This window comes from Flavobacterium collinsii (assembly GCF_902804485.1).
GTDB classification, from domain to species: Bacteria; Bacteroidota; Bacteroidia; order Flavobacteriales; family Flavobacteriaceae; genus Flavobacterium; species Flavobacterium collinsii.
This window is the reverse complement of the sequence record NZ_CADCST010000147.1, coordinates 1-21,156: the sequence shown is the minus strand read 5'-3', so window position 1 is coordinate 21,156 and position 21,156 is coordinate 1. Positions and strand designations below refer to the sequence as shown.

At 33.2% G+C, this 21,156-nt stretch carries 10 protein-coding genes; 2 read left to right on the top strand and 8 right to left on the bottom strand.

Features of this window, described 5'->3' with window-relative positions; translation table 11 throughout:
• The 3 genes from FLA105534_RS22025 to FLA105534_RS22015 form a co-directional block, all read right to left on the bottom strand.
• Positions 1 to 845 (bottom strand): PorP/SprF family type IX secretion system membrane protein (locus tag FLA105534_RS22025; RefSeq protein ID WP_173968231.1); only part of this gene is annotated, 845 nt, incomplete at its 3' end.
• 60 nt (positions 846 to 905) lie between these two features.
• Positions 906 to 1,598, bottom strand: a complete 693-nt coding sequence (locus FLA105534_RS22020) for a T9SS type B sorting domain-containing protein (protein WP_173968230.1) — start codon at positions 1,596 to 1,598, stop codon at positions 906 to 908.
• Positions 1,599 to 1,742: 144 nt separating this feature from the next.
• The gene (locus FLA105534_RS22015) at positions 1,743 to 11,696 is read right to left on the bottom strand and encodes a T9SS type A sorting domain-containing protein (RefSeq protein ID WP_173968229.1); all 9,954 of its coding nucleotides are present in this window, start codon (positions 11,694 to 11,696) and stop codon (positions 1,743 to 1,745) included.
• 270 nt (positions 11,697 to 11,966) lie between these two features.
• Here FLA105534_RS22015 and FLA105534_RS22010 point away from each other — a divergent pair, with 270 nt between their 5' ends.
• Positions 11,967 to 13,229 (top strand): helix-turn-helix domain-containing protein, encoded by a 1,263-nt coding sequence (locus FLA105534_RS22010; RefSeq protein WP_173968228.1) that lies wholly within the window; start codon positions 11,967 to 11,969, stop codon positions 13,227 to 13,229.
• A 376-nt stretch (positions 13,230 to 13,605) separates the two neighbouring features.
• Here FLA105534_RS22010 and FLA105534_RS22005 read toward each other — a convergent pair whose 3' ends face one another.
• The 5 genes from FLA105534_RS22005 to FLA105534_RS21985 form a co-directional block, all read right to left on the bottom strand.
• On the bottom strand, positions 13,606 to 14,685 hold the full coding sequence (locus FLA105534_RS22005) for a lipase family protein (protein ID WP_173968227.1): 1,080 nt from the start codon (positions 14,683 to 14,685) through the stop codon (positions 13,606 to 13,608).
• A gap of 30 nt (positions 14,686 to 14,715) precedes the next feature.
• Positions 14,716 to 15,300, bottom strand: coding sequence for a phage tail protein (locus tag FLA105534_RS22000; protein WP_173968226.1), 585 nt, complete (start codon positions 15,298 to 15,300; stop codon positions 14,716 to 14,718).
• Between the two features lie 153 nt (positions 15,301 to 15,453).
• The gene (locus FLA105534_RS21995) at positions 15,454 to 16,119 is read right to left on the bottom strand and encodes a hypothetical protein (RefSeq protein ID WP_217427724.1); all 666 of its coding nucleotides are present in this window, start codon (positions 16,117 to 16,119) and stop codon (positions 15,454 to 15,456) included.
• Positions 16,120 to 16,179: 60 nt separating this feature from the next.
• Positions 16,180 to 17,028 (bottom strand): T9SS type A sorting domain-containing protein, encoded by an 849-nt coding sequence (locus FLA105534_RS21990; protein WP_173968224.1) that lies wholly within the window; start codon positions 17,026 to 17,028, stop codon positions 16,180 to 16,182.
• A gap of 64 nt (positions 17,029 to 17,092) precedes the next feature.
• Positions 17,093 to 18,742 carry a hypothetical protein gene (locus FLA105534_RS21985; RefSeq protein ID WP_173968223.1) on the bottom strand — a complete coding sequence of 550 codons (1,650 nt, stop codon included), beginning with the start codon at positions 18,740 to 18,742 and terminating at the stop codon, positions 17,093 to 17,095.
• Between the two features lie 1,882 nt (positions 18,743 to 20,624).
• Here FLA105534_RS21985 and FLA105534_RS21980 point away from each other — a divergent pair.
• On the top strand, positions 20,625 to 20,798 hold the full coding sequence (locus FLA105534_RS21980; protein WP_217427723.1) for a hypothetical protein: 174 nt from the start codon (positions 20,625 to 20,627) through the stop codon (positions 20,796 to 20,798).
• Positions 20,799 to 21,156: the final 358 nt, after the last annotated feature.

Below are 21,156 nucleotides of genomic sequence, written 5' to 3'. Positions count from 1 at the left end.
GTATTACCTACTAATGATTTGAATTCAGAATTAGAAGAAAATGAATAGTTATAAGCAAAATTGATTTTTTCATAATTAATTCCTAAACCCATTACCACTTGTTTAAAATTGCTGTATCCTATTTGTAATGAAACTTTTTTGATGTAATTTACACTGAAAGAAGTAATAGCTTCCACTTTTTTATTTTGAGCCTCTGCCATTAAAACAGAAGGAGTTAAATCGAATTTTTCATTCAGCTTGAATTCGTATTCGGTATAAGCTGTAAAACCTACATTTTTTTGTTTGTGTTGTAATAAGGAAGGAAGCCCTAATGCTACTTGCAATTTTTTGAATTTGTAAACAATGCCAGCTTCCATATTGAATCCGTTTTCAGAATGGTTGTTTACTAACAAATAAGGATCTTCTAGATCAACATTATCATTAGGATCAAATCCATTATTAAAATTAATAGATTGTTTGTTGAAACTTACTCCAAGTCCTGCAGATAAAGACTGAGTATCTGAAAGGTCAATTTTATAAGCGAAGGCTTGTTTTATTTCAAATTGAGCAAAATTACCTTGTTTAATATTAGTGAAAACAGTAGCCATCGATACTTTTTTGACCAATGTCAAATCTAGAATAGCTTGTTGCCAAACTAAATTTTTCGCATCATCCAAATTTTTGGATGTAACTCCATACACTGCGGCTACACGTATTTTTTTAAATTCACCTGCATAACCTATATTAATAGCTGTTTTATTATCTTTAAATAGCCTGTTGCTCAATTGAAATTGAGCATGAGCTAGGGGGGCAAAAAAGAGTGTAAAGTTTAATAGATAAAATAATCTTTTTGATATATTTTTCATTTATTTTTTCGTTTTATAAATTGACCATTTGTAACCATTTATCATAGGTATTTCATTTTACTAATTATGATTTTTCACTAAGTGCAAAACCTCTTTATAAATGAATTTATTTTTGTCTTGATCTGTTCCGCTGATGTAGATGTAGTACTCGCCGTTTAGTAAATTATTTCCACTCCAATCGTTTTGATAATTCTTTGTTTCATACACTTTTTGTCCTCTGATATCGTAGATAGATAAGGTATATTGGTTGAATAATGCTAAATTTTCTATAACTAAAACATCATTGTGTCCATCTCCATTTGGAGTAAGAAGATTGTTGTATTTTATTTTTTTTGGAATACTACTGTCACTAAAAACAAATGGATTTTCGAGTGTTCCAATTATTCCATCAGCTACAAAATTAATTGCTTCTACAGGCGAATTCGAAACTAAATTATTAACTTGGTCATATACTTTAAAAGTAATGGGAATATTCTGGTCATTACTGTAAACAATCAAAGTAGCTACATAACGATCCTGACTTTTTAAATAGGTAATAGGAGAAGCAATTCCCCGAACATCAGCACCCATAAAGGCTGCAATTACATCCTGCGTATTGCGTGATTCTTCAGAATTGACATTCAAAACACAAGTGATTATCATTGAGTGATTATAGTCACTTGGGTTTACAGACCAGTTTGCAGGTACTTGAGCGTAAAGTCTCGCAACACTCAAAAGAAATGCAAAGAATGTATGCTTTATTGTTTTTTTCATTTTTTACTTTATTAAATTCGAAGTTTGAAGTAGTATATATAACATCAAATAATCTGAGATGATGCTTAGTAAAAGTTTTAAAATAACACTGCTGCAAAACAAATCACAGCAGTGTTATCAACTAAATCAAGACATTTTGGTACTCTATTTCACTACACGTCTAGACTGCAAGACATTCCCTTTTGAGTCATAAGTCAGAACTAAATAAACTCCGGAAGGAAGATTTGACACATTTAATGTTACTTTAGAATCTGTTGGTGAAACGGTATTCGTTTTCACCAAAGATCCTTTCATGTCTACTATACCAATACTTCTAATTTCATGATGTTCATAAAGATCTATGTTAAGCACATTGGTAAACGGATTAGGATAAACGATTAAATCAATTGAATCTTCCTGAGGTATTCCTGAACCAATCGTTAATTCTTTTGGAGTTGCCAGACCACCTAAAACAACATTGTTTTTAAAAGCGATCACTTCATTAATTGCAGCAGATTTTTCATCGTCTAAAAATTCAAAATTCACTTTATCGTTGTCATTACTACCATAAATAGTCATGAAATACGATGTTTTGTTTGTTATTGGATTGTAAATAGCAGGTGCCTGACCTCTTAATTCTTTTCCAACAAATGCTTTCAAATAATTATTTTTCGATTGATTATCTCCCACAATTTCTGCGACAACATTCATCGTGTTGGCATATTTGGTAACCGCTTCTATGGTTTGATTTGCATATAGATTGTCGTTATTTGACATTTTACTAGTAGCAGAATAGCTCAAATTAGGATAGTAGAAATGTCCGTCAGAAGCTGATTTTATCATGTATCCTTCACCCGGTTTGAGAGCTGTTAAATCTCCAACCCAGCCAATATTTTTGTTATAGATAGCCAAGTGATATTGGTTTTTGATAACATCTCCTTCCTGCACATTTGCAAAGCCAGCCAGAGCCTGATTGATTGGTGTGTTTTTAAAACCTACATAACCAATCCAATTCCAGCCTTTTACAAGATCAATTTTCACTTCACTTCCTTTTAATAAAAGTCCGTTGTATTTTAGTCGATTTTCGTTTGTTACAAAGATTTTGTAACCGTGACCATTTTTAACTCCTCCTTTGGCAGTAAGTGTCCCTAACCATCCTTCTTGAGAGCTATAACTATCTACGGCATCTATACCACGTATCAAATCACCGCTGACAGCCTTGATTGGTTTTAACAGGTCGTGTGTTGTAAGCTGTTTGCTTAAATTGTAATTGTAATTTAGATGAGATGAAATCCAAGTCCAGCCTTTTGGCAAATCATATGTATATTCAATAACATCTACTGCTTTAAGCATTTCTGGATTAATAGCATTTCCTTTTACGGTATTAGAGTCGAAAGAATAAGACGGTGTAACGTCTCTGTGAATTTGTCCGTCGCTGGCATTCCATATACGAAATTCTACTGCTTCGCCTAAAGGCTTATTGCTGTAAATACTCACATAAGCCTGATAATTATCTAAAGCTTGTATGTAGGTCAATTTTGCAATTCCACGACATTCATCACCAACAAATGCAGCTACTTGGTCATTAGGATCTCTTGAAACATCACCATTAATATTTAATTGAGCAATCACGTTCATTGAATATTGATAATTGGCTGGTGTAACTTTCCAGTCTGCCGGCAATGGTTTGGCAACATCTAAACTAAGATTTAGAACCTCAGCAAATCCGAATTCAGTTTCCAGCAAAATATCCTGAACATAATTCCCGATGTTCACATTTTTATCTACGGTAAATGTAACTGGAATAGAACTCACAGGAGTCAACACACCGCTGCTTGGGCTAACAGTAAGCCATGAAGGTAAGTTATTGATGTTGTAATTAAACACTTTTCCACCTGTGTTTTGAATTCTGGTTTCGAATGTAAACCCGTTACCCGATTCAATTGCAAAGTGTTTATCTGATTCTGCCCAAATTACTTGGTTTTTATCCACATAAGCAGTCCAGCTTGCAGGAGCTCTCATTGTGTTTCCGTTCAAATCCTGAACTCCGGTTACACTAATGTCTAAAATAACATTTTCTAAAATACTGTCCGGATCGGTAGTAGTCAGGATAATTTTATCTTGATTAGCTGAATAGCCAAAGTTTACTTTTCTAACCGGTCTTGGCAATTTTACCAAAGGAGTATCTTGCGTATAAGCAATTTGTCCTTTAAGTTCAGCTTGAACACCATTCGATCTTACTGCCGTATTCCCAGTAGCTGCAGAAGAATTAGACGCTTCTAACAATTCGATACCCATATTGGTTTTATACTTATTGAAAGGCAGGTATAAATCCAGTCCAACTTCGTCTCCTGTTAGCATATAACGCATATCACGTTTAATTTGCAAAGCAGAACGAGTTCCTTGCCAAATTCTAACCTCGTCTAACGAACCAGTAAAATGTTGCGTTTGTTGAGTAGTTCCAATAGCATCTACCCAGCCCATAGAACCTAAGTAAAGTGCCGCTCCACCAAATCCAGAAAACCCAGCACTATCTGTTTCAATTGTATTTTGCTGATTACCATCAACAAAACAAACTGTGTTGGTAGCACGATTAACCACTAAAGCAAAATGATGCCACTGATTATCAAAATAATTATTAGACGATGCCGTAAACGTTTTGTTGTTATTCCAAACTTCTAGTAAACCTGAAGCATTAGCACGAATAGACCAACCATTTTTATTCAAATCCTGATCATCTCCTTTCCCGTTAGAAAGCAAAGTAGCTCTAGTTGTTTTGTCTCCTTTAAACCAAAATTCGACGCTAAAGTTTGCTACATCTAAATAAGTAGGTGAGCTAATAGCAGGAGAATTGGTAGTTGAAGTTGACAACGCATTACCAGACAAAGCTACTTGCCAAGCTCCAGAAATTAATTGTGCATGACGTTCTCTAACAATATCATTGATAACTACGCCTTCTGTTTCTTCCATTGTCCAGTTCCCTAAAAGACCTGGCTCATTGTTCTTCAAACGTTTTGTAGCTGCAATATTGATTTGAGATGCTGTCAATGATTTTCCCCAGAAACGCAATTCGTGCATATTTCCTTTGAATGAAGATGCTCTTGATAATGCATCTTTTCCAACAAAAATTTTCCCTGTTGCTTCATAATTTGGAGTATAACCCTGTTTTACAACATCCAATAGTCCATTAATATATAATTTACCTTCTTGATTGGCAGCGTCATAAGCAAAAGCATAATGCACCCAAGTATCATCGACTGGAATAGTTTTAGCCGAATTTAACTTTATACCGGCTAAAGCAACTTCAAATTGATTCGAAGCATTAAAACCAACACTTAATGATTGTGCATCGGTGCTGCCTTGAGAGAGCAGTATCTCTGATCCTGTCTTTTTACGTTTTGCATAAAAATCAAAAGAGAACGAACGACGGTTTAATTGAATACCTTCTGGTATTTCTACATAATCGTTAGCCCCGTTGAAATAAATGCTGGCAGGATGTTTTAATTCTCCTCCTTGAATGACACCTCTAATATCAAAATTGTACGGATTTAATAAACCTGCATTAATTGGTTCATTAAATTGTATCATAATTTCGTCACCCGCAGATAGGATACCGTCTGCTGGCTGTGGTGCACCAAATGAACTTGGATTGATACGATCGATAATACCAGTAATAGTTGATGATGTAAAAACAACATCATCTACTTCGCCCTGACACATACTTTGGATACGTACATCATACAAATCGTCGGTTAGTTTTGACACATCCCAATTGTAAATAAAATCAGTACCTCCTTGTTCTGACAATAAAGGAGCTTTTCTGGCTACTTCTTCCGGACCTACGTTTGTACGTGCTTCGTCATTTCTATAATAAGTTTCTAAAAGTTTCCAGTTAGAATCTGATTCACTCGCACGTTTGTACTGAATTTTGATTCCTTTAAACCCTTGATAATTTACATTGTAGTTACTTACTTTAATAGGCAAACGGCTATTGCCATCGTAATTTACAGTCCAATTGTTCCCTGGACTAACAATAGTTGCTTCAGAACAAACAGGAATATATTCAATATCCATAGTAATTTCTTTATGGATACTTTCGTCGCAAGTTGATTCAAAAATTAAAGTTAAATCTTTGTACTTGTATTCTTTTGGCCCTCTTAAAACAGTTAATGTTTGACGGAGTTTTTGACCAAAAGGAATTGAAACTTCTATTGGTTTTACCAAAGTTTCTCCGTTCAATAGTACCACTAAGCCATCAGGATTAGAAGCAGGATCTACCGACATTTGATAGGTGATTTCCTGATCTGTCGAGGATGGAATTAACTCTGTTTCGTTACGTAATTCTAAATCAAAAATAGCAGCTTTACTAGAAGGCACGTTCACCATTGTGGCTTTGTCGTTACCATTTATCAATATACCTGGTTTTTCAATTTGAACAGTACGTTTGCTTAATAACGGTTTTATTTCGTCATTATACATCGCAAATAATTGACTATAAATCGCTATTTTTTCTTCAATAACTTTGGTAACGGCTTCAATTTCTTGATTTTCTTTATCCAAATCATCTGTATTTTGTATTCCAAAAAGTCTTGTAGTAATAAGATGTCTCTCTTTTATGCTTTTGATTTGTTCAGCAAGTACTGTTGGAAACATTTTTATCCAATACTCCAGATAATACGTATGTTCTTTGGTTACTTCCAATTCCTTTTCTCTTTCGAAAGGACAAGAAGTTTGCCCGCCTACAATTTGAAATATTGGACCATCGCTACCTTTTCCATCATAAATATTCATATTATAGACATTATACTTATCATTATCCTGAATGGTATAGGATGTTGTAACGGTATTTATTGCAGTATTGTTAGTGCTTTCCCCATTAGTTTTATCTCCGCCACCATGAAGATTCCAAGCTAAGCCTGATATTAACCCCGCACCAACATAAACAAATCCTTCGGTATCAATAGAAGCACCAGCCATCACTTCATTAGAAGATATGGTGGTTTCGGTAGTTTCAGTAGTTAAAGTATTAGAGTATGCAATTCCAGAACTAATTGAAATGTTTTTTTGTTTCGGTTTATTACCCGAAATAGCAGTATATTTCTGAATTTCATTGGTCATCAAAATTTCTTCCCACGCTCTAATTTGATTATTGTACCAGCGTACTTTGTCTTGATATACTCCATTTATTTTAGGCGCAATGGCTCGTTTAAATTCGTAGCTAGCACCAATATCATCACCTGCATCATCTCTAGTGTAATCATTTTTATTGGCCAAAGTTCCCAAACGAGGATCGTCATTATTTAATCCGTACAAAGGGTTTGAAGCATCCAACTTGGTAACATAAACATTAGCTTGGTCTATAAAAAGACTATTTCTAATCGCTGCCAATTTAGGGATTATATCGGTTTTGATATGGTCCTCTGAATATAACAATAATGTTTCGCCTTTTTCTTTTTGATAATAAGTTTCGCCTTTGTTTAAAACATATTCTTGCCCGTCATCACCTGTAACTTTTGGACCTACACACCCTACACATTTATTAGCCAAAATAAATTTGACATTATTGGCACGACCAATTTCTATGTTTTTAGAATCGGCAATAAAAAAATCTCCTTTTTCAAAAGCATCTTCAGCTGTTATGGTAAGATTTTCAGTTGTCGTTGTTGCTTTGGCACTTGTTTTTTCGTTACCTAAATATCTTGATCCGTAAGTTGTAGCCATAACACTACCTTCTGATTCAGCAAGTTTAGTCCCTAATAAAGCAACTGTGTTATCTGCTTTCCAACCAAGTCCAGCACCAAAACTCCAATCTCCACCTGCTTGTGTACTACTAGTAGTCTCTTTAGTTATAGTACTCCCTTTTTCTAATGTTACGCTACTGCCACTTCCTGGAGGAATTCTCAATGTAGTGGTTATAGAAGCCGGTGCCTCAGTAATAAAATCAGTACCAGGCATTTTAGATCCTCCTAAAACATACGCTTTATAGCCTTTAGATGCATCGTTTGGATTAGGCCAATAAATGGTATAATCACCCGTTTTTAAAGCAATCGACATTGATTTTACAAAAGTATCTTCAACACCGGAGCCTTGAATTAAATTTGGGTCTCCACCTATAAAATTATAGTTTACTTTACCTTCATTTTGCAAGCCAAACTCATGCGTATTTCCAGAAAGAGAAACCCATTTTTCATCAGTTAACTGATAAGCTGCCGATGAACCTCCATCTGCTTTAGCACTTATATTGTTGCTGACCGTAACCTGACCATCTAAAACAGGTACTTGATCAGTAGCTGGATTTTTGACAGGTTTTGTTCCATAATATGAATATTTTTCGATAGCCTTAATGGTTACTTGATAGCCTTTTCCTTGTAAAAAAGCAGGGTATGGTAGTGTTTTGGTTGGCAATATAATATCTTTCGATAATTCTTTATCGTATATTTTCACTACGGTTTCTCCTACAAAAGTTTTTTCAGTAATAACATTGCCATTATTATCCAATTCCTGAGTGTTAGGTAAATAGTCCAACAAAGCATTGTTTTGTACCACCATGCTTGGCGTGCTTCTATAAATCAATCGTTTGGCTGTGTTGTATTTTACTTTTTGGGTAACATATCCCCCAGAATCCAAAACAGGCTCTTCCTCTTCAATTCCTTTATAAGCTGCTTCATCATCTAATTTTACAGATGATAGGTCTTTTGATAAAAACAAAATTTTATCATCAGTTGGATTTGCTTCGTCTCCCAAATAAGAGACATCCGAGAATTCATACTCGTTTGGAGGTAATTTAATTTCAAATTCTCCAGTTTCCGGATCTGTTTTTACAGAACGTTTAATGCGAGTATCCTTGGAAGTCAATGTAAAATAAGTAGCTCCAATATTGTTGATACGTTGTACGTCTGTTTGTAATTTTCCTTTATAAGCAGAAAATCCTAACTTTTTATTGGCCTGAACCAATCCACCAACCACGCAACCTGTAAGTGTATGTTTTGTATTATCTAAGACTTCTATTCCAGACAAGATATCTTGATAATCGTAAGTTCCTGTAGCTGGGAATTTATTGCTTACAAACGTGTGTCCGTCTTTTCTAAATTCTAAAAAGTGTTTTCCGATAGGCACTACCACTTGAAATTGACCAAACTCATCCGACAAGATTGCTTGTCCGCTTTTCATCAATTGTTGTGATCCATCTAACCAAATTGAAACCCCTTTTGAACCTGAACTTTGGAAATGGGTTGGGTCGTTTTCTTTATTATCAAAATCAAATCGAATAGTTCCTGTTACATTGAATGAAGACTGATCTATAAAATCAATATTGTTTTCGACACTTCTGCCTTCACCTAAGAACAAAACACGATTACTTGGTGAAAAGGCGTGAATTGCTCCACTAAGGGTTATGGTTGGAGTAATACTAAAATTTTCTCCCGAACCATTGTAAGAAATGCCTTCAATAACGTAGTTACCGTTTTTGTCTGTAAATCCTGCAAAACCCAATTGCTCTCTTGAAGGCACTTCTTTGCTCCAAGTAGCTCCTATCAGGTCTCCATCAATTTTATTGTAAACACCCGATTCCTTGGAAGAATCAAATATAAAAGGACCAACTCCTTCATCAAAGCGCCAGTTTCCTACAATATTAGATGTTTCGGCTTGTACCAATCGGCTGTAATCTCTCTCTATATCTGCAGCAGTAAGTGCGGTTTTGTAAATACGGAATTCATCTAATAATCCTTTGTAATAATCACTAGTTCCAGTACTTCCTAAATAAATAGAACTGCTAATATTTGAAGCCAAAGTACCACTAGTATTAATAGATTTATCTAATTTTCCGTTGATGTATAATACTAATTTACTATTGTCATACGTAGCAAAAATATTAGAATAATTACCTTCAACCAGTTTTGCTTTTGAAATTATAGTAGTTCCAGCGATAGTAACTTCTACTCTTTCATTATGCAGAGCTATTTCAAAAATACCTGATTGGCAGGCTAAAACCTGTTTAGAAGTCCAAGCTTTTGGTTTTGCCCATACTGAAACTGAAATTCCAGTTGTATTATACCCAATGTTTTTTTGGTTTGGATTAATTTTTACGGTTTGGTTCACACCATCAAAGGCCAAAGCATTTCCTGTAGCCATTCCGTCTTTTTCTGCAACTACTTTTACATTAGGTACGGCAACGCCACCTACGTAAGTTACATTTCCGGTTACAATTGCAGATGGTAATCTAAAGCCAATACCTGTTGTCAAACCTTTTACTCCTGTTAATTGCGTGTATGGAATTCCTGAAACGCCATTGATATCATAGCTGGTTATTTTGTCTAAACCACAATCGGCGGTAGCTACCACAAAATATTCATAAAGTGTTTGTGCAATAGTTTTATTATCTGTCCAAGAACGAATAGTTTTATCAACTGTAGCTTGCAATTCGGGAGTAACTGTGCTGTTTAAAACACGACGATAAATTTTGTAATTGCCTGCAAAATCGGCATTTTCGTCAGTTTTCCAATCCAATTGAACTAAATTTCCAAAATAGCCTTTTGAGGTTTCTAAATTATTAGATAAGAAGACTCTCGAAAGATCTATATTGGTAATACTCAATTTATCAGAGGTATTGTCTTGAATAAAAACAGTAGCAGACGAAGACTGACAACTGTTTACCGCTACAATTTTATATGAATACGATTCGCAGGTACTTACTTCTTTATCAGTATAAGTCAGTGAATAACCATTGCTTCCTCTAGTTTGATTCTTAATTTTTGTTTCATAGAAATCGCCAATTGGTAACTCAATTACAGATTCGGTTCCTTTTTTTAAATCTTTTCTAATAATCTTGTATTTCTGATTGGTCGCTTTTTCAAAATCTTCTAATCCCCATTGCGATTCATTCCAAGATAATTGGACCCCAGAATCAGCTCCTGTAACCATAACCATTTTGGCATTTGTGGGTGCTACTGGATTAGCAGGAGAAATCCCCATTGTAGCATCTTCCGATTTATCACCTTTGGCATTCGGACATTTCCCTCCATTGGCGGCTATTTTAAAATAATATTTTTGTCCACGAGTAAGTCCAGTAATGGTATAAGAACGTTTAGAACCCGAAATAGCATCTGATAAAGCCGTAAAAGTACCATTTGGCGTAGTAGCTTTATACAGCACAAAATTACTTGGACTGGCTTGCATCCATTGCCATTTTAAATCGACAGAACCATCACATTTGGTAGTACTGGCTGTCAAATCGGCTGGTATAGGTAGTGGATCATAAGCAGAAGCCTCGGTAGAAGCCTCATCGATGTATTGCCCCTGCCAATACAAACGTACAATTGGACTAATAGCTCCTGTAACACCTGTTACAACAAAACTGGTCTTGTCAATCGACACCTCGGTATTAAAACCACTACCATTATCGACTATGTATTTAAAATCGCTAGGAATAAAACTGGAAGGAATCGAAATTTTATCCCACGATAATTTAACTGAATTACAGCCTTGGATTGCTCTTACACTAGGCATACTCGGCAAAGTTGGAGTGCTTAAAGAAGCATCTAAGTAAGTAGTTTTGCCACTTTTGCCACCACTACCATTGTCAAGCGTCTCTGCTTCACCTCCAATAGTAAGCTGATTTCCATTTAAAAACTTTGCAGGAAGCTGGTAGGTAACATACAGTACACCTTTGTCTCCGTATCTTTTACCTTCGTAGTACGATATATTATTAGGCCCTGCGGTTCTATAGGAATCAAAATACCAATAACTATTATCAAGATCGCCATCTCCTGAGGTAAGAAAAATGGTAGTACTTATATTTGGCAAAATTAAAGCCTTAGTCAAATGAAAGATATCTCCTTCGTCTCCTACTCTAATGTATAACCTTTTCAGATAATCATCCATGTTTTCTGGATCACCATCGGCAATCATAGCCGAAATATACAATTTAGTACCAACAATCTTAGCATTCCAATGTTCGCCAAAGTTGTATGAACTTCTTAAATCCACACTGGCCGTATTAAGTAATGTGTGTCCATTCTGTGCATTTCCCCACAACGGAGTCAAGAGCAGTGCTAAAAGGAGCAATAGCACTTTAAGTTTTTGAAAGACTTTCCAAAAATCAAAGAGTAGTTTTTTTTCCATTTAAAATAGTTTTTTTATATGGCGCAAAAAAACAAAACCCCTCCTAAAATAAACAGTTTGCGCATTCTAACATTATCCAAAAACGAAGATTCTGGCAAAGAAAAGGATATTTTGAACTTCTTTTTTAAACCATTACGACCATTTATATATAGACTCTAATCCTAAAAGTATTATTAAGCTTTACAAAAAATAGTTTTTCCCATTGTATTGATTAATTTTGGCTTCTATAAAAACCTATTTAAATTATACTTTTAGAGAAAAAAATACTGAATGCATCCCTACATTTCTATACTTACTATTTTTTTAGCTGTTTTGATGACCTACCGCAATTGGAACATCAATAAAAACTCTATTTTTTTATCAGGCTTTATTTGTGTACTTTCCTTATACTCTTTAATACACTATGTTATATTTTTTAACAGAAGTGTATTTCTTTTAGCTATTTTTTATAACAATACCGCACCAATTGGTTTTTTAATTGGTCCTCTATTGTATTTTTATGTAAGAGGTACACTATTTGATAATAGTAAATTCAAGAAAAGAGACTGCCTGCATTTGATTCCAGCCCTTATCAATTTAGTTAGTATAACACCTTATTTATTGACCCCTTTTGCTTATAAATTGTCATTGGCACACAGAATAGTTAAAGACATTATGGTTGCAAAAACTTTTACTGTAGGTCTTTATCCTAATATTATAAACATAATTGCACGACCTACTTTACTGGGATTTTACGTAATATCTGCACTTGTTATGCTATTTCGCTTTAGGAGAAAAATGGATACTAACAAGCGTATACCAAAAGTTCAAAGCCGCAATGTGCTAATATGGCTTTTTAGTTTTATATTTATTCTTGTAGTTGTAATTGTTTGTTTTGCTGTACTTTCTTATTCTTTTTTAAAAGAACCTAATCCGAATTTAACGCGATTGAAAACAGGATTACCAATGGATATTATTAGTTTTTGCTTGTTAATGATTCCTATGCGCTTACTTATCTTTCCTGAATTATTATATGGAATTCCGCAGACAGGAAAAAATAAAAATGATTATTTTGTGCAACAAAATGAAAAAATACAACCAGAAGAACAAATTATTTTAAACGATATTTTTTCAACCGAAACGTCAGATGTTTTAGATAATGAAGAAAGAAATCTACCCCAAGAAGAGCTACAGCAAAAAGATATTGAACCAAGATTTATTGAATTATCTCAATCGATTTTAGATTACATTGAAAAGAGTGAAATTTTTCTAAATGCTAATTTTTCAATGGAAGAACTTTCCCGATCTATGAACGTACCCAAACATCATCTTTATTATTGTTTCAATAGTATATTAAAAGTTAAATTGACAAAAATACGTGCAAAACTGCGGGTAGAATATGCAAAAAAATTAATAGAAGATGGTCTTTTAGACACATTAACACTGGATGCAATAGGAAATAAAGCTGGATTTTCTTCACGCTCTTCTTTTCAAAGTACCTTTAAAGAAGAAGTTGGTTGTACCCCTGGTGAATATTTAAAAACAAAATCCTAAGCATTATACCTAAACTAGGTTTCATATTTTGTCCTTTTTTGCTACAGACGCTTTCTTTTAACTTAAATAATAATAAGTCAAAAAAATCTAAATCAGCACTTTTTGAATAGTAAATAAACAAGCTGCTATTTTGGAAAATTACAAGGTAACATTAATCGGGTAGTCAATAGCATTTTAGATTAAACCCAAGCTGTGTTAACGTTTTCTATCGCCTAGTTCTAATGTTTTTTATCAAAATAAAGCGCTAGGGGGCTTTTAAACCTTAGAAAAGCTTAAAAACTCAACCGTTTGTGGTTATTTAGGTATTAAAGTTAACTACTTAGTTGTTCAAAAAAACTAAGTAGTTAACTTTAACATGTCACAAAAGTTCTTTTCATTATTGATGTCCCAAATATACGTTTACTGCATTAGCTACTCCATCATCATAATGAAAAGCTTTGGATGAATTATAAGCATCAATATGTTGAAATCCTGCTTCGAGAATAAAAGTTGAAGCTACTTTTGGTTCTCCATCAAATCTATATTCTTGTGGCTTTCCATCAAAAATTCGAGTATATCCACTATTTTTTAAGAGGGTAGCATCTATAAGCAAAAAACCTAGCTCTATTTTATATTGTGCTATTGTAGCCGAAAAATCTATGTTTCCAAATTTAGCTGTATTATAGATATTGGGAATTTCTAAGAATGTTTTGTAATTCCAAGCATGTGGCACTATATCATAATTATTAATAACAGAATGATAATGGTTGCCAAATTTACTTTCGGCATATTCTACAAAAGCTTTGTTACCCGCACTTGCCCCTGCACTTGGGTAGGTAGAGACCAAAAATGATTGATGTTCTTTTTCTTTCCATTCAATTATTTTAAGAGCTAATAATGGCGATAAAGTACCTGCCAAACTATGTCCGCAAGTTGCTACTTCTGTATTTTGGTCTAATGGCAATTGACTTAAAAAAGTAATAATATCTTGATTTTTATCGTTTTTTAAATTCTTCAAAATACTTAGCCCATCATAGCTACCTCTCGCTATTTTTGCATTAGGAATAGTTTCCCAATTTTTCATAAGTTTAGTTGCTACTCTAAAATCTTCATCAAGCCATCCAAATTTTGAAATAAGATTAGTCCCCGAAATAGAAATTACATAAAGTGTTTTTGTTTCATCATCAGGATCCTGACCTTTTGCAACAAACATAGCATTATCTGTAATGAATTCAATTTTTAATTTTTTATCTATTTGCTTACTATTTTGAGTACAAGGTCCCCAAACAATATCCCAATCACCAATGTATGCTTTTATGGTTTCGTTTTTTAATGCTGAAGTTACTTGCTCGTATAAATGATCCTGTAATTCTTTTTCGGTATTTCCTACAATACCTTGATTGCAATTAGACAATGCCGACAAAATAGAAATTACCTGATGTTTTTTGGTCAATGGATTCAAATAGTTACTTTTCATAAGTTTTAAATTTGATACTTTTTAATTTTATTATTGCTCTCTTTCAGGAAATAATCCTTGGTAACAAATAATGTAAATAATTCCTAAAACAGGTTGAACATTGCTAACAGGTACAATTGGTTCTTTATTGAAATTGGTATAAACAATATGGTCATCACTTATTGCTTTGTTTAAATTAAACGGTTTAAGTGTGTCTGTAGGATTAGGCGTAGCGTTACTAAAAATAGTAGTATTACCATCACCTATTATTTTACCAACTGGGCTACTATCACCTCCTAATGTTGCACAAGGTATTCCTAATGTAGCCTTGTCAGAAAAACCACCTCTAAGAGGTGGTATATTTAAATAGTTAAGTATCGTACTTTCTTCTCCTGCTTTTTCTCCAATATTATAAGATTTAGATTTCTCATCAATACTACCAATGCCCACGGGTACTCTACCACATAAATCGGGTATTCTAAAAGTATGGCTTTTTGCTTCTCCATAACTTTTACCAATAACTGAATATAGCGGGGTATATTTTACAATATCTAATTCCTGACCGTTACAAAACATCCAACCTTTTGGAATGAAATTTCCTGAAAATAATTTAATTACTCCTATATAATCTTCCATCTTTTCTTTAGTATTCAATTCATTAAAAAGACCTACTCTGTTGTTACGATTTTCGGTTTTCTCGTTAATAATATTTTTTTATGCTATTCACAAAGGCAAAATCTCTATTTTTTCTTCATCTTTTTTTGACTTCAAGAATTATGATGAGCATCTCTAATTTGCCGAAAACATTGTATAGAAACCTCCTGTTGTGGTATTTGATGCTCCAGAAGGTTTATATATTTTTATTGTTAGTAATTGTCCTGCTAATGCAGTATAAGTAAATGATGTGTTAGTGGGAGTGCCACTAGAATATGCAGTACTATTAGCTGTTGCAAGCACTGTACCTGTTGTAGTGTAATTAACAGCGTTTGCAACTGGTGCTACATTCCAAAGTTCATAGGTATAAGCTTCATCATCATATGAATAAAAATTTATGGTAAAAGTAATTCCCCCAGGAATAAAGAAAGATGTTGCTGATGATACAGATGTCCCTGTTGTAGTTGTAAAGGCACTTGTGTAAAGTGTTATTGGAGTTGATGAAGCAGTTACATTGTGTCCGATAGAAAAATTAGGAAGAACTGTTGCATTAACTGTACTTGATCCGATTAAACTTTTCCAAGCACTACCATCATAAGAATAAAATCCTGAAGTACCATCAGTTTGATAAACTAACAATCCAGTAGCAGGTGTAGCAATAGCAGTACGTTGAGTAGCTGTCATTCTAGGTACAAGCATACCTTTAGTGCTGCTGTTTACGTCTAGTATGGCAGAAGAATCAGGTGTTGTAGTTCCAATTCCCATGTTATTTTGTGAGAATACGGTTTCGCATAAAAGCATTAATGCAATTAAAAATAATTTGTTATTTTTCATGATATAAGTAATTTTGAATTTATTTTTTTAGTTTATGACCTTTTTGATTGATAATTTGTGATTTTCATCGAGAATATGTACAATATAGAGTCCATTATTTAAGTGAAATTCTTTTGAATAATCATTGTTTTTTATTTTAGTTTGATAAAACAATTTTCTGCCATTGACATCATATATAGTTACATCTTGTATCGCTATCTCTGACGTAATGTATAAGATGTTGTTTCTAAGATAAACCACCGGGATTTTTTTTTCGAAAACTTCATTGGCTAAATTTCCGTTATACTTTAGTAAAGCTTTGGTTGCGGTATATTCTATAGTCCAATTGGCAGGTAAATTTTTTGTAGCAAAAGTTCCAGAAAGGCTTGAGGCCTTAATGAGTTCAAAAATAGTATTACTAGCTGGCGTAAATCCCGATATTGTAGCTACATTAATAGTTCCAGAACAGCTAAAATTGCCTGTAATATTGAGTTGGTCATATTGAGTAGCAGCTGTGGTTCCTGCTAATTTAAAATTTAAAACACCTGTTCCATTGCTAAAGTTACCGTTAATTGCCAATGCTCCTGCAGATGAATTACCTGGCGAAAAACTACCAGTATTTGTAAAATCAGAAACATAAATCAAGATGCCATTTCCTGTTACACTCCCGTTATTGACCAAATTATTGTCTATATTTAATGTACCATCAATATCCAGACCAGCATTTGCGGTATTGCTAAAATTTCCGTTAACTTTTACAACAAGGCCATTAGAAATTTTTACCTTATTGCAATTATTAGTAACTAGTTGTGCCGTACAAAAGCCGTAAAAAAGCAGACATGCAATTTTTAAAGTTTTCCCCCTAGCGAGAGAAAGAAGGATAGATTTTTTTTTCATTTTGATGATTTTTAATTAGTTCTTTTCTTGTACATTTTTCCGTGCAAAAAAAAAGGGCAAGAAATTATGCTGCTGATACTTTATTAGATATTAAATCAATAATTGATGTGTGTTTTTTAGAAAGTTCTTCAACTAACTTTTCCTCAATATTCAACATCTCGGCAATTTCTTTTGGTGTTTTTCCTTGCAATAGCATGTTAACAGCTTTTGCATCTATTATGTATTTAGCTTCAATACCTGTTTGAGAGCTGATTTCGTCAATCGATTTGGATTCGTCTTTCAATAAATACATTGCTTTTAATATATCTTCTTTTTCATTTTCATCATAGTACGTAATAGAATCGATATTAACAACTGCTAAATCTACTGATATATCTAAATCGAATTTCTTATGATTCGATTTAGATTTTATTTCAATTTTTTCAATCATTTTAATAGCAGCAGTCCACTTGTTCATTTCTGTTCTTTGCATTATTATAAACTCTGTAAATTCATGATAAGCATTGTTTTTGCTAGTATCAATTTCTTTAAACTTTTTATATTCTACCTCTGTAAGAAATCCTGCCGCATAAAAAGTCGCTAAAATATTTTTATAAAATGCCTTTATTTTTTCATTTGATTCGTCAATTTCTTTTTTAATTTCTTTTATTTTTTCGTTTGATACGTTTGTTTTTTTTAATATATCTTCAAAAAAATCTTTTCGTTCTTCTGCAGCAAAAATTGCTGTAATTATTTCAACAACTCCAAAAATAGCTAATGCGATGGGCAGAATAGGAGCCGCAAATACAGATATACCTACACCGATACCCACAACTGTGTCCACAGTATTAAATTTTGTTAAAGAGTCCTCAAATTGAGGTACTGTTATACTTAAAGATACTAGTTGGATATTAACATCTTTTTTCCATGATTCATAGTTTTTTATGATTTGTTCAATATTTCCATTCAATAAATTTTTCAATTTATCTAAATCAGCTGTAACATGGTCTATGTTGCGTATTATACCATCATTTCCTTCAATCGCATTTATTGCATTTTCTTTTCTTTCGGGATTATCGGGTCTAAAGACATTATCTCCTATCCAGGATGACAATGAAAATTTTTCATCCTTTATATCGGTTAAAAGTTTGTCATAATCTTTTCTAACCGTGTTTAAGTCTGAAATTGCTTTTTCAATTTGTTCTGTGCTTTCCATATTGTCGTATTTAAAATTGTAAGTTTTATCTTTAGGCTCCCATAATTTTCCAAATTTAGCTTTCACAACTCCTTGTTCCATAACAATCCAAGAGTCATTGTCATTTGTGTTGAATGTAGTATTGAATTCAAAATTCTCGGTATAGATAAATAATGTTTTGTCTGAAGCTGCTAGTTCAGACAAAATACCGCTTATAGATGTGTATTTCAAAATGGTATCGCTAGTAACCTCTTTAGATTCGTGTGGGGCTATCTTGATAGCGTTTGGACGAAGTTGATCAAATATCTCTACGGCTGTTTTTGCAGGTAAATAGGCAGTATTACCTATTGTTTTGATATAGCTAAATGCCGTCCATAAACTCTTTAACGAATTAATAGCAACTGGTGCATCTAATGTAGCAAGGCTGGCCGCTAGAGTGGCAGTATCAAAACCAATATCCGCCAACATCCAATCGGTGTTTTTTGTTGCTATTACATACACTTCTTTTTCTATGTCATTACTTATATAGATTTTACTCATTTTTTTCGCTTTATTTGTTTTAAAATTAAACCAACATGTGCATGTGATTATTTTTCGCACTCACAAAAAAAAGTAAAATCTTCCTACAAAATAATGTTTTACACTTCAATATTGTCCAAAAACGACGAATTTGGCATACAAATAAAATTTAACAATCTATATCTTATAATAACATGTTTGGTTTTGAAAAAAGCAAGTAGTATTGATTTTAAAAAATCTTGTTTTTAAACCTGTAATTTTTAACTTTGAATTAATTTAAGTTGATAGTTTATGAAAATTCCGTTTTTGTATATAAAAACCGTCGTTTTCTTGTCTTACCCAAAATCGCATGAAATACTCGGATTATCATCTCCTGACCATTGTAGATAAGTCGATAGTAGAAAATTTATGTCTCTATCAGATCTTTCTTTACCATTGTTACAGACTTTCATATATTAGGTAATGCTTTCTTTCAACTTTCCCGGACAGGCTACTTGAGTTTGAAAGTAACCATTAAAACCTTTTTCTATGAGAATTTTTTCCAATGCTTCTAAATCAGGCAACTGTTTCATAATTTTAAATTTTTAGTTTTCAATACGGTGAATTTTTAATATTGAATCCTTTCGAGTTATTACATATATAAATAGAATATTATTAAGCCTAACCTTATAATATTGCTGGAACAAATGATAACCTTTTTGTGTATTTACTAGATATCTTTAAACTTAAGAGACTTTGTATTTCATATAATTGGATGTGCTTTGTATAAGCCACATTTAGGCTAGTTGCAACTTTTTAATAAACTCGGGCAATCAATATACTTTTATTATTAAAACTCTGTCAACTCGCTTAAAACTTGGAAATCTTCAAGTAAAAGGTCCGAATTTTGTATCAAGGTGTTCGCGATTTAAAAATATAAGTCACTGATTATTAGTTGGTAGTTAAGGGATTGAACAGAATAAGCCCCACAATAGCCCCACAGTTTAGTTTTTAAAGGAAGTGTGATCAAAGAAAAGCCAATAGGAATCAATAAGGCGGCCTCACTTCAGTCGTTCACTTTGTTGCGTTCTTCGCTTCCAGTCGGTCGCTCCATCTCATCACTTCACACGTTCTCTATCTTAAGTTCAGTGCAGCTTTTTTTATTTTTTTTAAGTGGAAAATTGATTCCGCCCCACTGCACTTTGAATAAGGGGGAAAAAAAACCGTCGAACACTTTTTGGCGGTTGCTCTTTTGCCCAGCCATCGGGATTTGCTCCACTAAAGCTTTGCAATGGAATTAGGGAACGCCGAAGGCTGAGTTTTATATTTTTCCCGCCGTTACACGCACACATCCCTACGGCTCAGAAAAAGAGCCTCTCGGTCTGTGGTGGCTGGTCAAGGCTTCAACACCGCCACTCGTTCGCCCAAAAAAGCTTTTTGTAAGCCAGAATCTACAACGTTTTTTTACTCACTTGGAGTGTTCATTGTCTTTGTGCATAACTCAATCGCTGTAAGGCTATGCTCATTTTTGCAGGAGATTTTTTAAAGAACTTTTTCTTTCAATTGAAAAATAAAAGATAAAAAAATCTCCTGTAAAAATCGATCATCCTACTTTTTTCAATTGAAAGGAAGTTAAAAGATTTAATCCTTTTTGATCTTATGAATATATAATCTTGCTGTAAATCTATGTCACACCAAATCTAAAATACTCTGCTGATCTTTGTAAAGTCAATAAAAATAAGGGTTTAACAGGATGATTTTTTGTGTCCTTTTTTTGTTTTAAAGGCTATAAATATTTTGCAGACATAGGGATTTTAGACAAGCGACCCTTTTTAGGGTTTAAAACCCTGATAGATGAGTAAAAAAGATTTTTTTTTAAATCAACTTTTTTAAAAACAGGGAATATTTATTTGTAAAGAATATTATGGAAATAAACGAATGGTTAATTTGGTCACTGGTTGTCTTGGCAATGTTATGGATGATGCCTAACGAAAAAATAAAAGTAATTTTTGGAGAGTTGAGAAAGATACTTCAGATGCTACCAATAACGAAAATTGCTCAGGCAATTATTAGTTATACTAAAAAAAATGGAAGGTAAATGTTGTTTAAAGGAAAATAAAAATATAAGAAAAATAATTACTTTTTTATTTTCCTTTGAGAATTTAGTCTATAATATTTTACTATTTTTCCGCAGAAATAAAATTTAAAAGGACGTTCTTTAAAAAAAGTAGAAGCTCGGGCGAGGCAAATATTGCGCAGATGCATACAATTACAAGTACAACGGCAAAGAATTGCAGGACGAGACACTATCTTGGACATAAAAAAGAAAACTGTTTTTTTGAATAATATTTAATTATGTTTAATATTTTTGTATTTGTAGCTATTAATGAAAAATTAGATATAACTTTTAATTATTAAGATAGATTACTTAAATATTACAATTATGAATATAAAAC

Bases quoted from the DNA above. Each gene is read 5' to 3' on its own strand.
- FLA105534_RS22020 (WP_173968230.1), bottom strand. From the start codon at position 1,598: ATGAAAAAAACAATAAAGCATACATTCTTTGCATTTCTTTTGAGTGTT.
- FLA105534_RS22015 (WP_173968229.1), bottom strand. From the start codon at position 11,696: ATGGAAAAAAAACTACTCTTTGATTTTTGGAAAGTCTTTCAAAAACTT.
- FLA105534_RS22010 (WP_173968228.1), top strand. From the start codon at position 11,967: ATGCATCCCTACATTTCTATACTTACTATTTTTTTAGCTGTTTTGATG.
- FLA105534_RS22005 (WP_173968227.1), bottom strand. From the start codon at position 14,685: ATGAAAAGTAACTATTTGAATCCATTGACCAAAAAACATCAGGTAATT.
- FLA105534_RS22000 (WP_173968226.1), bottom strand. From the start codon at position 15,300: ATGGAAGATTATATAGGAGTAATTAAATTATTTTCAGGAAATTTCATT.
- FLA105534_RS21995 (WP_217427724.1), bottom strand. From the start codon at position 16,119: ATGCTTTTATGCGAAACCGTATTCTCACAAAATAACATGGGAATTGGA.
- FLA105534_RS21990 (WP_173968224.1), bottom strand. From the start codon at position 17,028: ATGAAAAAAAAATCTATCCTTCTTTCTCTCGCTAGGGGGAAAACTTTA.
- FLA105534_RS21985 (WP_173968223.1), bottom strand. From the start codon at position 18,742: ATGAGTAAAATCTATATAAGTAATGACATAGAAAAAGAAGTGTATGTA.
- FLA105534_RS21980 (WP_217427723.1), top strand. From the start codon at position 20,625: ATGGAAATAAACGAATGGTTAATTTGGTCACTGGTTGTCTTGGCAATG.